Source organism: Yoonia sp. SS1-5 (assembly GCF_038443705.2).
Lineage (GTDB): Bacteria > Pseudomonadota > Alphaproteobacteria > Rhodobacterales > Rhodobacteraceae > Yoonia > Yoonia rhodophyticola.
The window spans coordinates 1,593,845-1,608,951 of record NZ_CP151767.2 but is presented as its reverse complement, the minus strand read 5'-3'; the positions used below and the strand labels follow the sequence as shown (position 1 = coordinate 1,608,951).

General features: G+C 59.6%; 14 protein-coding genes. 10 read left to right on the top strand and 4 right to left on the bottom strand.

Annotated elements, in window-relative coordinates:
* The first annotated feature begins 60 nt into the window (after nucleotides 1-60).
* From AABB31_RS09610 to AABB31_RS09580, 7 genes are all read left to right on the top strand, one after another.
* Nucleotides 61-825: an SDR family oxidoreductase gene (locus AABB31_RS09610; protein WP_342078360.1), complete on the top strand. Its 765-nt coding sequence runs from the start codon at nucleotides 61-63 to the stop codon at nucleotides 823-825.
* Entirely contained in the window at nucleotides 825-1,829 is a 1,005-nt protein-coding gene (locus tag AABB31_RS09605) for a LacI family DNA-binding transcriptional regulator (RefSeq protein ID WP_373635685.1), read from the top strand. Before AABB31_RS09610 ends, AABB31_RS09605 begins: the two co-directional genes overlap by 1 nt.
* Complete coding sequence (locus tag AABB31_RS09600) at nucleotides 1,826-2,809, top strand: nuclear transport factor 2 family protein (RefSeq protein WP_342078361.1); 984 nt, start codon at nucleotides 1,826-1,828, stop codon at nucleotides 2,807-2,809. Before AABB31_RS09605 ends, AABB31_RS09600 begins: the two co-directional genes overlap by 4 nt.
* Nucleotides 2,810-2,866: 57 nt before the next feature.
* Nucleotides 2,867-3,832: a cupin domain-containing protein gene (locus AABB31_RS09595; RefSeq protein WP_342078362.1), complete on the top strand. Its 966-nt coding sequence runs from the start codon at nucleotides 2,867-2,869 to the stop codon at nucleotides 3,830-3,832.
* Between the two features lie 51 nt (nucleotides 3,833-3,883).
* The gene (locus AABB31_RS09590) at nucleotides 3,884-5,011 is read left to right on the top strand and encodes a cobalamin-independent methionine synthase II family protein (protein WP_373635684.1); all 1,128 of its coding nucleotides are present in this window, start codon (nucleotides 3,884-3,886) and stop codon (nucleotides 5,009-5,011) included.
* Nucleotides 5,012-5,071: 60 nt separating this feature from the next.
* Nucleotides 5,072-6,490, top strand: coding sequence for an FAD-binding oxidoreductase (locus AABB31_RS09585; RefSeq protein WP_342078363.1), 1,419 nt, complete (start codon nucleotides 5,072-5,074; stop codon nucleotides 6,488-6,490).
* Between the two features lie 75 nt (nucleotides 6,491-6,565).
* Nucleotides 6,566-7,582, top strand: coding sequence for a hypothetical protein (locus tag AABB31_RS09580; protein WP_342078364.1), 1,017 nt, complete (start codon nucleotides 6,566-6,568; stop codon nucleotides 7,580-7,582).
* Nucleotides 7,583-7,613: 31 nt separating this feature from the next.
* Here AABB31_RS09580 and AABB31_RS09575 read toward each other — a convergent pair whose 3' ends face one another.
* On the bottom strand, nucleotides 7,614-8,144 hold the full coding sequence (locus AABB31_RS09575) for an adenine phosphoribosyltransferase (RefSeq protein WP_342078365.1): 531 nt from the start codon (nucleotides 8,142-8,144) through the stop codon (nucleotides 7,614-7,616).
* Between the two features lie 20 nt (nucleotides 8,145-8,164).
* Complete coding sequence (locus AABB31_RS09570) at nucleotides 8,165-9,031, bottom strand: S-methyl-5'-thioadenosine phosphorylase (RefSeq protein WP_342078366.1); 867 nt, start codon at nucleotides 9,029-9,031, stop codon at nucleotides 8,165-8,167.
* A 173-nt stretch (nucleotides 9,032-9,204) separates the two neighbouring features.
* On the opposite strand from AABB31_RS09570, the gene AABB31_RS09565 reads away from it, so the two are divergent.
* Complete coding sequence (locus tag AABB31_RS09565; RefSeq protein ID WP_373635683.1) at nucleotides 9,205-10,827, top strand: SulP family inorganic anion transporter; 1,623 nt, start codon at nucleotides 9,205-9,207, stop codon at nucleotides 10,825-10,827.
* 30 nt (nucleotides 10,828-10,857) lie between these two features.
* Here AABB31_RS09565 and AABB31_RS09560 read toward each other — a convergent pair whose 3' ends face one another.
* The gene (locus AABB31_RS09560; RefSeq protein ID WP_373635682.1) at nucleotides 10,858-11,463 is read right to left on the bottom strand and encodes a flavin reductase family protein; all 606 of its coding nucleotides are present in this window, start codon (nucleotides 11,461-11,463) and stop codon (nucleotides 10,858-10,860) included.
* 70 nt (nucleotides 11,464-11,533) lie between these two features.
* Here AABB31_RS09560 and AABB31_RS09555 point away from each other — a divergent pair, with 70 nt between their 5' ends.
* Both AABB31_RS09555 and AABB31_RS09550 read left to right on the top strand, forming a co-directional pair.
* Nucleotides 11,534-12,034 (top strand): GNAT family N-acetyltransferase, encoded by a 501-nt coding sequence (locus AABB31_RS09555; RefSeq protein ID WP_373635681.1) that lies wholly within the window; start codon nucleotides 11,534-11,536, stop codon nucleotides 12,032-12,034.
* 31 nt (nucleotides 12,035-12,065) lie between these two features.
* The gene (locus tag AABB31_RS09550) at nucleotides 12,066-12,869 is read left to right on the top strand and encodes an EcsC family protein (RefSeq protein WP_342078368.1); all 804 of its coding nucleotides are present in this window, start codon (nucleotides 12,066-12,068) and stop codon (nucleotides 12,867-12,869) included.
* Here AABB31_RS09550 and ptsP read toward each other — a convergent pair.
* Complete coding sequence (ptsP, locus tag AABB31_RS09545) at nucleotides 12,860-15,103, bottom strand: phosphoenolpyruvate--protein phosphotransferase (protein WP_373635680.1); 2,244 nt, start codon at nucleotides 15,101-15,103, stop codon at nucleotides 12,860-12,862. The two genes, AABB31_RS09550 and ptsP, sit on opposite strands and share 10 nt — an antisense overlap.
* Between the last annotated feature and the right edge of the window lie 4 nt (nucleotides 15,104-15,107).

Genomic DNA, 15,107 nt, shown 5'->3' with positions numbered 1-15,107 from the left:
ATCATCTCGCCCAAAATACTCCCGCCGGAGGCTCCGGCGGTTGCAACGGACACAATACCCATGACCCTGCCACGCACCCCATCCTTTCAGCTGACCGGCAAGCGCGCCCTTGTCGCAGGGGCGTCCTCGGGGATCGGACTGGGCTGCGCCGTTGCATTGGCAGAGGCGGGTGCGCAAGTCACGCTGGCCGCCCGCAACAGTCAAAGGCTTCAAGACGCGGTCACACAGATGACCGGTGCCGGAATGCAGGCTGAGGCATTGCAATTGGATGTGGTCGATGTGGCCGCGACCGAAGCCGCTGTCAGCGCCGCAGGCCCGTTTGATATTCTCGTCAACTCTGCCGGGCTGGCCATCCACAGCCCCGCCACTGAAACGACCGAGGCTGATTTTGACGCGGTTGCCGATCTCAATATCAAGGGTGCCTATTTCCTGACCCGCGCGGTTGCCAGGGGACTGATAGCGGCAGGCAAGCCCGGCAGCCTGATCAATATCACCAGCCAGATGGCGTTTGTCGGCGGAATTGACCGGGCGGTCTATTGCGCGACCAAACACGCGGTCGAGGGCTTTACCAAGGCGATGGCGATTGAATGGGGCCCTCTTGGGATCCGGGTTAACACGCTCTGCCCGACATTTATCCGCACGCCGCTGACCGAACAGACATTTTCCAACCCCGACCGGGTGAAATGGATCGCGGAAAAGATCAAGCTGGGCCGGATCGGCGAGGTCAGTGATATCATGGGGCCTGTGGTCTATCTGGCCTCTGACGCGGCGGCGCTGATGACCGGCACCCATATGCTGATCGACGGCGGCTGGACGGCCGACTGATGGGCAATGTGACATCGCTTCAGGTGGCTGAAAGGGCCGGGGTCAGCCAATCGGCGGTCAGCCGGGTGTTCACACCCGGGGCCTCGGCAAGTGCCAAGACCGTCGAAAAAGTGCGCAAGGCGGCGCAGGAATTGGGGTATCGCCCCAATATGATGGCGCGCGCCATGATCACCGGCAAAAGCCGGATTATCGGACTGGTGGTCGCCTATCTGGACAATCAATTCTACCCCTTGGCGTTGGAACGGCTGTCAAACGCGCTGCAGGCCCAAGGGTACCATATACTGGTATTTACAGCCGCCAATAGTCGGGCGGATGTCGAGGAAGTGATGCAGGAACTGCTGGATTTTCAGGTTGACGGGATCATCACGGCCTCTGTCGGGATGACCAGTGATCTGACGGCACGGTGCAACGCGGCCGGCATCCCCGTGGTCATGTTCAACCGGGGACAGGACGGGGCGGGCGTTTCCGCCGTGACATCGGCAAATGTTGCAGGGGGTGAGACGGTGGGCAGATACCTGCTCTCTTGCGGGCATCGAAACATTGCACATATCAGCGGCTGGCAGGGGTCTTCTACCGGGCGGGACCGGCAGCAGGGCTTTGTCAATGTGCTGACACAGGCCGGGATCACGCCACAGATCATTGACGGGATGTATGATCGGGACACAGCCGCGGCTGCGACACGGACATTGATGGCGCAGGACGCCCCCCCTGACGCGATATTTGTGGGCAATGATCACATGGCCTTTGCCGTGATGGATACATTGCGACAAGAGCTTGGGCTGCGGGTTCCCGACGACGTCGCCGTGATCGGCTATGATGATGTACCCTTGGCGGCTTGGGCGGCTTATGACCTGACCACGATGCGACAGCCCGTCAACCGGATGGTCGAGGCAACCGTCGCGACCTTGCTGGCGCGTTTGACCGACCCGACCGCCCCGGCCAAACGGATCGAAATTGATAGCCCGCTGATCCGGCGCGGCTCTACCAAAGGACCAAAGGCATGAAGGGTTTCAACCCCAAATGGAAAGATTTCCCCGACTATATCATCGGGATTACCAAGGAAATCTGGGAAGACCGCGGGATCGGCACCCTGAACCATTATTATGCCCCCGATATCCCGGTGCGGACACCGATGGGCGTGGGCAAAGGCAATCAGGCGGTGATTGCCTCCACCATGGCGACCTGCCACGAATTCCCCGACCGCGAATTATTGGGCGAGGATGTGATCTGGTCCGGGAACGCGGATGACGGGTTCCTGTCATCCCACCGCCTGCTGACCAAAGCCACACACACGCGCGACGGACAATTTGGCCCCGCAACGGGCAAGCATTGGCAGGTCTATGTGATCGCGGATTGTGCGGCAAAGGAGGACACCATCTATGACGAATGGCTGGTGCGGGATTATGGCGGGATCGTCCGGCAATTGGGCATGGACCCGCGCGACTATGCCGAGGGCCTGATCGCACGCGAGGGCGGCCCGGCCAATTGCGCCAAGCCTTTTACACCCGCAATCGACATTCAGGGCGATTACACCGCAACCGGCAATGACAATGCCTGGGGGCAGCGTTACGCCGATACGCTGACGCGGATCATGAACCATGACTTTACCCATATCCGTGAAAGCTATGACCGGGCGATCATCGGCGAATATGCAGGGGCCAATCGGGTGACCGGTTGGGACGGTGTGCTGGCCTTCTGGGTCGGGCTACGTTCGTCCTTTCCGCATGCTGAATTCAAGATCCACCACCAGATCGGGATGGATGCCGATATGCTTTCGCCGCGCGCTGCGATCCGCTGGTCGCTGGATGGAGTTCACGATGGATGGGGCAGCTTTGGTGAACCCACCGGCGCGCAGGTCCATGTCATGGGCATGTGTCATGCAGAATTCGGACCTTATGGCCCGGACGGGATCGGGCTGCGCCGTGAATTTGCGCTCTATGATGAGATCGCAATCTGGAAACAGATATTGATGCATACCGGATAGCCTGAGGCGTCGCACCCGCGCCAAACGCAGCCGACCCTCTTTTGGAAAGACATTCAGATGACACCGCAAGATATGGAAACCCGCATCGTTCGCTATGGCGATCTGCACCCGTGCAAAACCGCCTTTATTGATGCGCACACACCCGGATCGGATCAAAAGGAAAACTTCACCATCATTGGTGGCGGCGTTTCTGAATCCCCCGATCAACACGTGCATATTGCGATCCCTCATGGGTTCAATATCGGGGCGGCAGGACAGCCCCCGAAATGCCGAAACTCCTTGCACAGTCACCGCACCGCCGAGGTGTTCTTTGTTCTCAAGGGGCGCTGGCGCTTCTTCTGGGGGCAGCATGGCACAGCTGGTGAGGTTGTTCTGGAAGAGGGCGATATCATCAATATTCCAACCGGTATTTTTCGGGGGTTCGAAAATATCGGCACAGATTACGGGATGATCATGGCCATCCTTGGCGGGGATGATGCAGGCGGTGGCGTGATCTGGGCCCCCCACGTGATTGTGGACGCGCAAGAACATGGTCTGGTGCTGGGTGACAATGGCAAGCTTTATGACAGCAAAAAGGGCCAGCGCCTGCCTGACGGCGTGAACCCGATGCCGCTTTTGACGCCGCAGGAACTGGCGGGCTACCCCGAACCCAGCGCGGCGGATGTGGTGCCAGGATATGTCGCCCGCTATTGGGACATGATGGCGATGGCGGATCCTGCGCCGGTTGTGGTGATTGGCGAAACAGGGATGCTGCGCGACAAGCCGGGCTTCGAAGTTGCCTTTATGAACAGGAATTCCGCGGATGAGGCGATGCATTCCCATGATCGTCCATCGGTCCTGATGCCCATGCGCGGCCATTGGAAGGTGAACTGGGATGGTGGCAGTGCGACACTTGCACCGGGGGACACGATGTCGGTTCCCGCGGACTTGATGCATAACGCAATCCCTGCGATGACAGGCGAGGCCAGCCTGTTCCATATCATTGCCACGGATGACGCAGCTGGCGCGACCTGGACAGGCTGACGCACGCGCGCAGCCCATTGCCGTCCCTCAACAAAAGATGCCGAGAATAACATGACCAAGGTACTTACAACGCATACCGGTTCGCTGCCGCGAACCCAGGATGTGGTCGATTTCATTTTTGCCCGTGAGAACGGAACTGCTTACGATCAGCAGGCTTTTGACGCGACAATGACCGCGGCTGTCGCCGATACGGTGCAAAAGCAGGTCGCCGCTGGCGTCGATATTGTCAGTGACGGGGAAACCTCCAAGATCTCCTACGCCACTTATGTCAAAGACCGCTATACCGGCTTTGACGGGGACAGCCCGCGCAATGCGCCTGCCGATCTCAAGCAGTTTCCGACCTTTCTGAAACGCTTGGCCGAGGGGGGCGGCACACCCCAATACGCAAGGCCGATGTGCGTGGGCGAGGTGCGGTCCAAGGGGCAGGGCGAACTGGAAAAGGACATCGCAAACCTCAAGGCTGCGATGGCCGAACATGGCGCGCAGCGCGGGTTCATGAATGCGGCATCGCCGGGCGTCATCTCGCTCTTTCTGCAGAACGACTACTACAAGACCCGCGAGGCTTATCTGGCTGCATTGGCTGATGCCATGAAGGCGGAATATGAAACCATCGTTGCCGCCGGTCTTGATGTGCAGCTTGACTGCCCCGATCTGGCCCTGTCGCGGCACATGTTGTTCAACGATTTGTCGGATGACGATTTTCTGAAAGTGGCCGCCAGCCATGTCGAGGCGCTGAACCATGCCTTGTCCGACGTTCCTGCCGAGAAAGTCAGGGTGCATATCTGCTGGGGCAATTACGAGGGGCCGCATATCTGCGATATCCCGATGGCCAAGATGTTCGACACGCTGATGTCGACCAAGTCGCGCTATGTGCTGTTTGAGACATCAAACCCCCGTCACGGCCATGAATGGGCGGTGTTTCGGGACCGGGCTGCCGATATTCCCGCAGACAAGGTGCTGGTGCCGGGTGTTGTGGACACGACCACAAATTTTGTCGAACACCCCGATCTGGTTGCTGAACGCGTCGAACGCTTTGTTGATATTGTCGGTGCAGACCGGGTGATCGCCGGGTCTGATTGCGGCTTTGGGACCTTTGCAGGCTTTGGCGCCATTGATCCGCAAATCGCCTATGCCAAGCTGGCCGCAATGTCCGAGGGTGCGGCCCGGGCAACCGCATAAACAACGTTGGCCTTCGCGTCCTTTTGGCCCATGTAGTGGCTGGACCAAAAGGACACGGATATGCTGAACCCCGTCACCCCGACCTTCACAGGGCATCTTCGCAATTTGCTGCCGGCCGCTGCATTCAAGGATGACAGCGCCGCCTATCTGCAAGAACCGCGTGACCGGTGGACCGGTCAGGGTCTGGTTGTGGCCCCCGCAAACACGCAAGAGGTTGCGGCACTTGTACGCGCCTGCGCTAAGGCGCGCGTCGGCGTGGTGCCCTATGCCGGCGGCACCGGGCTGGTCGGTGGGCAGATCATGGGTGAGGGGCCTGCCCCCGTCGTACTTAGCCTCGAGCGGATGAACCGCATTCGCGATGTCTATCCAATGGAAAACGTGCTTGTCTGTGATGCTGGCGTCATTCTCGCCGATATTCAGCGCGCCGCGGAAGAGATTGACCGGCTCTTCCCTCTGTCGCTGGGTTCGGAAGGGTCGGCGCGGATCGGGGGGCTTTTGTCCACCAATGCAGGCGGGGTAAATGTGCTGCGCTACGGCAATGCGCGCGCGCTGTGTCTGGGGCTTGAGGTCGTGCGCCCCGATGGCAGCATCTGGCACGGCCTGTCCCGGCTGCGCAAAGACAATACCGGCTATGACCTGCGTCATCTGATGATCGGGGCCGAAGGGACGCTGGGGATCATTACGGGTGCTGCGCTGAAACTGTCGCCGCAACCCTTTGCCACAGGGGCAGCCATGCTTGCCGTGCCGTCGCCCGCAGCGGCCCTTGATCTGTTGGCGCTTGCAGGGGCGCAGATGGGTGACACGATTTCCGCCTTCGAGATCATTCACAGGCAGGGCTTTGACTTCCTGGCCGAGGTGGGCCCCGAGGTGCGGATGCCATTTGCGGACATTCCCGAATGGTGCGTGTTGATAGATGTAGGCCTGCCTGCGGGACTGTCCCCTGATGCGGCTTTGGAGGCATTATTCGTTGCGGGGCATGAAAAGGGGCTGGTCAGCGACGGGGTCATTGCCCAAAGCGTCGCACAGCGGCAGGCGTTCTGGCATATCCGCGAGAGCATCCCGATTGCCAATCGGCGCATTGGATCTGTCAGTTCGCATGATATCTCTGTGCCGCTGAGTGTGATCCCTGACTTCATCGCCCGGGGGAATGCGGCGCTGGCTGATATTGGCCCATTTCGGATCAATTGTTTTGGGCATCTGGGGGACGGCAATCTGCATTACAACGTGTTCCCGATGCCTGGACGTACGCGCGACGATCATGAAGAACAGCGCGGCCAGATCAAGCAGACCGTGCATGATCTGGTCCATGCGCTGGGCGGATCGGTCAGCGCGGAACATGGGGTCGGGCGGCTGAAGGTTGACGATCTGGAAAACTATGGCGACCCGGCCAAGCTGGCGATGTTGCGGGCGGTCAAGGATGCGCTGGACCCGCTGGGTATCATGAACCCCGGCGCCGTTCTGCGCCAGCGCAGCGAATGATCCCGGGCGCATTTCTTTCTTTATGCGCCAAACCATGCTAGTGGTTTTCCATTGCAACAACAGGGGCTTGCGCAATTGAATCCGCGATACGTTCCGGCCCGATATTTCCTTATCGCGCTTGTACCCATTCTGATCTTTGCCCAAGAGGCGTTCATCACGACCCAGTTTCTGGCGATGGATCTCGCTATTCCTGCCACGGTCATTCAGGATGGGCGCGATTGGCTTGAGGCGGTCGGCCGGTTCCGTTTCCTGGGGGCGACCTGGGTTTTTGCAGCACTTGCCGTGATGGTCTTTGTGCTTGTGATCCGGGATATCGCGCAGCCCATGCGCCCCCAGACACGGCGGGTCGCGATCCTGGTGATCTTGGGTATTTTTTTGCTCGCGATGATGCCGACGGTGCAATATATCATCGCACCCGAAACGCCGCGTATCTTTCATCGACTGGGGGCGGATCTTTTCGAAAACGCGCTGGGCCGTGGTACGATTGCAGGATGTGCTACGCCCGCCGATCGCTGGCTTTTTGGGCCATGTGGCGAACAGCCGGTGATTACTTTGCTGAACAGGACGCTTGATATGATTAATATCTGCGCCGGTCTGGGGGTCGGCGCATTGATCGTGGGCATGATCCTGTGCCTTGATGTCCCCCAAACGGACGATCTGGAAAAGCAAGCCCAGCATCTGGAACGCAACCTGCGCCGGATGCGCCGGCAGCTTTATCTGTCAGGGCTGGTGCTGACCTTTGGTATCTTCTTTGCAACAAGCTGGATGCGTTGGCCATTGCCGATGATTGGTGCCGCGGATCAGGATGCGTTTGGCGCCGTGGTTGCGGCCTCGTCCCTGTTCACTGGTATCTATTTTACCTTGCTGATCCTGAGCTTTTATCTGCCTGTCGCGCTTGTTCTGGATGGACGCAGGCGGCGGCTGACATTGCGGGCAGCGGGTGAGGGTCAGTTGCGTGACCCGGCCAAAATGGTCGAATGGCAAAAAATGCGCGGACTTGCGAGCGATCCGGCAGAGGTCTTCCGATCCGGTTTTGCATTGGCAGCCCCGATCCTGGCCGCATTTGCAGGCGGTGTGCCGCTGGCGGTCTAGGCATCAAGAACGACTGACCGGTGGCGCGACCCTAGTCGCCTTCAAACTGGCAAAGCGCATGCACATCCATGCCCAATGCCTCAAGCTTGGCGCGTCCGCCGATATCGGGCAGATCAATCACAAAGGCACAGCCCATAACCTGGGCGCCCATGCGCTCGATCAGCTTGATCCCGGCCTCTGCGGTGCCGCCGGTTGCGAGCAGATCATCGACCAGCAGGACCCGCTCACCGGGTTGGAGCGCGTCGTCATGCACCTCCATCACCGCCTCACCATATTCGAGGGTGTAGCTTTGCTCGATCGTTTTGCCGGGCAGTTTGCCATTCTTGCGGATCGGCACAAAGCCAAGCGAAAGCTGGTGGGCGATTGCACCGCCGAGGATGAACCCGCGCGCCTCAAGCCCGACCACCTTGTCGATGGGTTGGCCCGCATAGGGGTGCAACAGCTGATCAATCGCAATCCGAAACCCGCGTGGATCGTTGAACAGGGTGGTGACATCGCGAAACATGATCCCTTCATGCGGGAAATCGGGAATCGTGCGGATATAGTCTTGGACAGTTTTCATCACGGACTTTCTGAAAGAGGCTAAAGGACGCGGCCAGCAACGGCATCAAGTTTTGCGACAAGGTCGGGATCACGCTTGTCGGGGGCGGTCATCACGGCAAATTCCAGCGCCCGGTCACATCCGTGGGGGCAGGGCGTGCGCGCGGCCCCCAAAATCTGCGGAAGCCGTGCCACCAGGTCGCGGGCCTTGGTCCCATTGCCTTGCAGCGTCTTGATGACCTCGCTGACATCAACCGCGCCGTGATCCGGATGCCAACTGTCATAATCGGTGATCATGGCGACAGAGGCATAGCAAATCTCGGCTTCGCGGGCGAGTTTTGCTTCGGGCATGTTGGTCATGCCGATCACATCACAGCCCCATTGGCGGTACAGGTTGCTTTCAGCCTGCGACGAAAACTGTGGGCCTTCCATGGCCAGATAGGTGCCGCCGCGATGGATCGTGATCCCGGCATCGCGTCCAGCCTGCGCGCAGGCGTCTGACAGTCGGTCGCATGTGGGGTGGGCCACACTGACATGGGCAACGCAGCCGCTGCCAAAGAACGATTTCGGACGGGCAAATGTCCGGTCGATAAACTGATCGACGATCACAAAATCCCCGGGCGCAAGTGCCTCGCGAAAGGATCCGCAAGCGCTGACACTGATAATGTCGGTCACGCCGATCCGTTTCAGCGCATCTATATTGGCCCGGTACGGCACATCTGTTGGTGAATGCACATGCCCGCGCCCATGCCGGGGCAGAAAGGCCATATCGACGCCGTCAAGCACCCCGGTCAGGATCGCATCTGACGGTTTGCCCCATGGGCTGTCGACCGTGATCCAGGCGGCCTCTTCCAGCGCATCCATCTCATAGATGCCGGACCCCCCGATGATGGCAATCTTTGTCCGCATTCATGCACCCGACGTTAACCAGTTTGCAGAACACTGTATTGGAATGAAGCAAATGTGAAGACCACGTGCCGTGCTGTTGCCGCAACATTGCGTCACGGCGCGGGTTGAAGGGGTGACATCGCGGGTGTGGTCGGTTAGGGCGGGGAAAATCTCCGAATATGACAGGACACCTGATGGCCCGCGCATTATTGGCGAGTTTCGCTGACAGTCTTTCGCTTGGTGAACCAAATGCACCACTGACCCCGGGGCGCTTGCGGGTCGAACTGTTATCGGGGCTGACGGTTGCGCTCGCCCTCGTGCCAGAGGCCGTGGCCTTTGCCTTTGTGGCTGGGGTTGAGCCGCTGGTCGGGCTTTACGCGGCGTTTATCGTTGGTCTGATTACGGCGGTATTTGGCGGGCGTCCGGGCATGATTTCCGGGGCGACAGGCGCACTGGCCGTTGTCATGGTCAGCCTTGTTGCGGTGCACGGCGTTGAATACCTGTTCGCGACCGTCGTCCTGATGGGGTTGATCCAGATATTTGTAGGCCTGATGCGCTGGGGCAAGTTTATTCGGCTTGTCCCGCATCCGGTCATGCTCGGCTTTGTGAACGGTCTTGCGATTGTTATTTTTCTTGCGCAACTCGGGCAGTTTCAGGTGCCGGGAACGGCGGAAAGCGCCGGACATGGCATGGCAAACGGGGAATGGCTGTCGGGGATGCCACTCTATCTGATGCTGGGGCTGGTCGCGCTGACGATGGCGATCATCTGGCTGATGCCGCGCCTGACGACTTTTGTGCCCGCACCACTTGCAGGGATCGCAATTGTTGCGGCCATCGTGATCGGCTTTGGTCTTGATACGCCGCTTGTCGGGGATCTGGCCTCGATCGAGGGTGGGTTGCCACCTTTTCATATCCCGGTGGTCCCACTGACATGGGAAACCTTCGAGATCATCTTGCCCTATGCGCTGATCCTGGCTGCGATTGGCCTGATCGAAAGTCTGCTGACCCTGAACCTTGTGGGTGAGATGACCGGCCAGCGCGGCGGCGCAAGTCAGGAATGTCTGGCACAGGGTGCGGCAAATACTGTGACCGGCTTTTTCGGCGGCATGGGGGGCTGCGCGATGATCGGGCAGTCCATGATTAACGTCAAATCCGGCGGACGCACGCGGGTGGCGGGAATTGCGGCGGCGTTGTTTCTGCTGGCTTTCATCCTGTTTGCGAGCGGCCTGATCGAACAAATCCCCCTGGCGGCACTTGTGGGCGTGATGTTCATGGTTGTGATCGGCACCTTTGCGTGGAACTCGCTGACGATCCTGCGCAAGGTCCCGCGGACCGACGCATTTGTTACGATCCTGGTCACGATTGTCACCGTCGCAACCGATCTGGCGACCGCAGTGGTCGTTGGGGTCATTGTGTCGGCGTTGGCTTATGCATGGCAGAACGCAACCCGCATTCACGCGATCAAGCGCGACAGCCGCACCGAGGCTGGTGCGCAGGTCTACGAAATTCAGGGCCCACTTTTCTTTGGATCAGCAGATGGGTTCACTGAAATCTTCGACGTACAGAATGATCCCGACGTCGTGATTGTGGATTTTGCGGCCAGTCGGGTCGCTGATCAATCAGCCCTGCAAGCGATTGAGGCTGTGGCCCAGAAATACGAGGATGCGGGCAAGGTTATCCAACTGCGCCACCTGAGCCGCGATTGCCACAGGTTGTTGTCAAATGCGGGCCACCTTGTCGTCGATAGTGACGATGATCCCGATTACGAACTGGCGGTCGATTACAGCGTAAAGACCGGGATTATCGGCGGGCATTGATTGCACTGGGCGGCTGTCGCGCGATGCGGCTCAGTCGTCGGGGCGCTGCAGGCTGAACACGTCACGGATCACCGCATAATCGCGATATCCCAATCGGGCGAGCGGGTTGAATCTGGTGACGTCGAATGTGCCATCGACGATGCAGTCATCGCGCAGATGAATACCGGTGACTTCGCCAAAAACCGCAAAATTCGCGGCGCCAGGCAGCGCGACAATCTGTGTCAGCTTGCATTCCAGCGTTGCGGGCGCTTGCGCGACCCGGGGGCAATCAATGGTCGTGCAATCCGTTTTTGCTATCCCGGCGGTGTCGAACTCATCGGTTTCGCGAGTCATCTGGCCGGAGGAGGCGTTCATCTGATCGCGCATCGCGTATTCCACGATATTGACCGCAAAGACGCCGGTGTCGCGAATATTGCTGACGCTGTCCTTGGTGTCGCCTTGATCGGCCTTGACCCCGGTTGAGGCAAACATGACCTGCGGCGGGACATATGCGACCGCGTTGAAAAAGGAATAGGGCGCCAGATTATCGGCCCCATCTGATCCACGGGTGGAAATCCAGCCGATAGGTCGGGGGGTCACAACGGCATTAAATGGGTTATGCGGCAGGCCATGCCCGTTTTTTGGCTCGTAGAACATGCTGGTGGTCTTTTCCTTATCTTTGCCTAGGGCTACCTTGCGGAAACCTGCTTGGCCAGATGAAAGAAGAATGCAGCAAGTCGCAATGAATTTGGCCACCGAGGAGACATCGGATTGGTGGGAAGTCGAGGCACTTTATGATTTGTGCTTTGCACCGGGCCGATCAGCCCTGTCATCCTACCGGCTGCGTGAAGGCATTGATCCGATTGCAGCGCTGTGCCTGACGGCGCGCGACGACAATGGCATTCTGGCCGGTGCAGTGCGCAACTGGCCGGTGCGGATCGGCCAATGGGATGCCATCCTGCTTGGGCCGATTGCTGTCCACCCGACCCGGCAGGGGGAAGGGGTTGCGTCGCTGCTGATGCAACGCTGCCTTGATTTGGCGAGGGCGGATGGCTGGCATCGTCTGATGCTTGTGGGCGATGCACCCTATTATGCGCGTTTCGGGTTTGATCGACTTGCGGATGTGATCATGCCGCAGCCAACCAACCCGGACCGAGTGCTTGGGATCGCACTCACGCCTGGTGCCTGGGATGCCGTCCACGGGCCGGTTAGCCGGACTGATGATTGAAATCTGTCATTCGAATGACCATCTGAAAACCATGAAAAAGACCAATGCTGCCCCCGACCCGTTGTCGGTTGATGAAAGTGACGTGCCGCTGACCCCTGATGCACGCGATCAGATTGCGGCAATTGTTGCACGACAACGCAAGGCCAATGGCGTCTTGATGAAGGCGATCAGCTTTGTCGGCGGGCAGGTCGAAGACGGGCTGAAGATGCTGCCGTCCTCTGTGCGCGCGCAGGTCGATGATGTGGCGCGCACAGCCTTGCGCCAAAGCTATGCACTTGCCGCCAAGTCACGCAATGGCATAGGTGAAAAAGTCAGCTCGGACCGATGGCACAAGGCGATGGGCGCGGTATCCGGCGCTGTTGGCGGTGTGGGTGGATTGCCAACGGCACTTGCCGAACTGCCCGTCGCCACCACCATGATATTCCGGGCCGTGCAAAATGTGGCCGTCGCTTATGGCGAAGATCCGGCCTCGGCCGAAACCCGCATGGAATGTCTGGCCGTCTTTGGGGCAGGCGGGCCCGGCACGGCGGATGACGGGATTGATACGTCATTTATTGGTGCGCGGCTTAGCCTTTCGGGTGCGGCGGTCAACGGTTTGATCAGTCGCGTGGCCCCACGGTTTGCCGCTGTCTTGTCCCAAAAGCTCGCCTCGCAGGCGGTACCTGTGCTGGGCGCGGCTGCAGGGGCCGGTACGAATTATGCCTTTATGGATTACTATGTCGCACTGGCGCATGTGCATTTCGGTTTGCGCCAATTGGCCCGCACCCATGGTGAGGCGGCAGTTACCGAAGAATTCCACCGCGTCCTTGCGGCATCAACCTTGCCTCAGACCTGATAGACCAGCCAATCGGCGACGGCGCGGCGCACCGATTGGTCGCCTTTCTTAATCGCGCCATCCATGATTTTGCGCACTTCGCCCAGATCAACCCGGCGCAAAAGATGCTTGACTGGCCCGATTGAGGCAGGACGCATAGACAGGCTGCGAAAACCCAACGCGGCAAGGCAAAGCGCCTCGACCGGGCGCCCGGCATCCTCGCCACAGAATGACAATGGGGTCCCGCTGTCCGCGCACCGTTTCACCACTTGGGCAAGAAATGACAGAAAGCTGACATCCAGCGTGTCATAGCGCCGGCGAACCCGTTCATTTTCCCGGTCGGCAGCGAAAAAGAACTGCTTGAGGTCATTGCCGCCGACAGAAATGAAATCCACCTCGCGGAAGAAGGCATCAGGCGCATAGGCAAGCGATGGGGTTTCGAGCATCGCACCGATTTCCAGCGTTTCGGGCAGGGCGTGGCCCAAAATCTTCTCGCGGGCCAGCGCCTTGTCCATTTCGGCCTTGGCGGCCTCAAACTCGCTCATCTGGGCGACAAAAGGAAACATCACCGATAGGGGTTTGCCATCAGCTGCCCGCAGCAATGCCTGCAATTGCATGCGCAAGACACCGGGCTTGTCCAGCCCGACCCGGATGGCACGCCAGCCCATGGCCGGGTTGGGTTCATCATTAGGCTTCATATAGGGAAGGACCTTGTCCGACCCGATATCGAGCGTGCGAAATGCCACCCGCTGCCCGTCAGCGGCTTTCAGCACCCGCGCATAGAGGGCGGACAATTCCGAGCGGCGGGGCATCTGGTTCCGGATCAGGAATTGCAGCTCTGTCCGGAACAGGCCAACGCCCTCGGCCCCCGATCCGGCCAGTGACGGCAGATCCGCGATCAGCCCGGCATTCATCTGCAGCGAAATGACATTGCCGCATTTCGTCTCTGCCGGCAGGTCCCGGATCGACGCATAGCGTTCCTGCGCCCGGGTTTGCATGGCGATCTTGTCGCGGAAGGCCGCATGGACGGTATCATCCGGCCGCAGATGTGCGATCCCCTGATCGCCGTCCACCAGGATCGTGTCGCCGGTTAATGCCTCGCGTGTGACGCCAGTCGCATTGATCACAAGCGGGATGGCCCAGGCCCGGGCGACAATGGTTGCATGACTGCCCACCGATCCTTCTTCAAGGACGATCCCTTTAAGGGCCTTGCCATATTCCAGCAATTCACCGGGGCCGATATTCCGCGCAACAAGGATCGGGTTTTCGGGCATATCCGCCACCACGTCGGCACCCTGACCGGTCAGAATACGCAGCAGGCGATTGGACAGATCATCCAGATCATGCAGTCGTTCCCGTAGATAAGGATCACCGGCATTCGACAATCTGCTGCGGGCGAGCGATTGCTCTTTTTCGACGGCGGCCTCGGCGGACAGGCCGTTGGCCACGTCTGCCTCCATCCGTTTCATCCAACTCGCTGAGTTGGCAAACATCCGGTAAGCCTCGAGAACCTGAATTTGATCCACGTCGACGGTTCTGGCACCGGTCAGCATGCTGTCGACGGAATTGCGCAGGGTTTCGACCCCGTCACGCAAACGGCCCAGTTCGCGGTCGGGGTCGTCCGAAATCGGGTTGGTCACGACAACGCGGGGTTCATGCAAGAAGACCTGACCTTCGCTTGTCCCCTCTTGCGCCACGGATCCGCGCAGCATCACAGGCTGCTGGTGGCGGGCTGACAAGGCGGCCCCTTCACCGACAAAGGCGCCAAGCTCGGTCATCTCGGCGATGACCATGGCGACAATCTCGAGCGCGTAGACCTCATCGGGGGTCAGTTGCCGGGCGGCCTTGGTCTGCACGACCAGAACACCCAATGCGTCCCCAAGGCGCTGAATAGGAACACCGCAGAAGGACGAATACCGCTCTTCCCCGGTTTCGGCCATGTAGCGAAACCCTTTGGCGGCCGGCGCATCAGCGGTGTTGATGACCTGGCCCGTCTTGGCAGTCTGGCCGACAAGCCCTTCGCCAAGTCGCATGCGGGTCTGGTGGACGGCGTCCTGACACAGGCCCTGCGTGGCGCATAGTTCCAGTGTTTCGGCGTCGCGGAACAGATAGATGGAACAGACCTCGGCCTGCATCGAGTTTGCGATCAAGTCGACCACCTTATTCAGGCGGGCCTGTCCCTCGCTGTCAGCGGCCAGCGCCTCGCGAAGCCGGCCAAGTAACTTGCGGCTTTCTGTTTCCAGCCTATGTGGCATTTGC